The following is a 284-nucleotide window of genomic DNA, read 5'->3' as shown; positions in this document are numbered from 1 at the left end:
CCAAGTGCACTGCCTGCACGTGCAGGCCCGCAATGTGGGGCATGCCCGCGGCGTGGGTGCACGGTACTTGCTGGAGCAAGGCGCGCGGTGGATTTCCTGTACCGACGCCGACAGCCGCGTCGCCCCTGACTGGCTGGTGGCCCAACTGGCTCAAGGTTGTGACGCGGTGTGCGGCACAGTCACCGTAGACGCCTGGAGCGAAGGCTTCGACCCGGCGGCGCAGATCCGCTATCACCAGGCCTACCAGGCCCGCGACGGGCATCGGCATATCCACGGTGCCAACC

At 68.0% G+C, this 284-nt stretch carries 1 pseudogene; it reads left to right on the top strand.

The features are described 5' to 3' along the window. Positions 1-284: pseudogene (locus tag AAEZ05_RS28245) on the top strand (glycosyltransferase); the annotation flags it as partial.

The sequence above is a fragment of the Pseudomonas sp. HY13-MNA-CIBAN-0226 genome, assembly GCF_040310305.1.
Lineage (GTDB): Bacteria > Pseudomonadota > Gammaproteobacteria > Pseudomonadales > Pseudomonadaceae > Aquipseudomonas > Aquipseudomonas gregormendelii.
The sequence above is the reverse complement of the archived record's forward strand: the minus strand, read 5'-3'. Positions and strand labels throughout refer to the sequence as shown.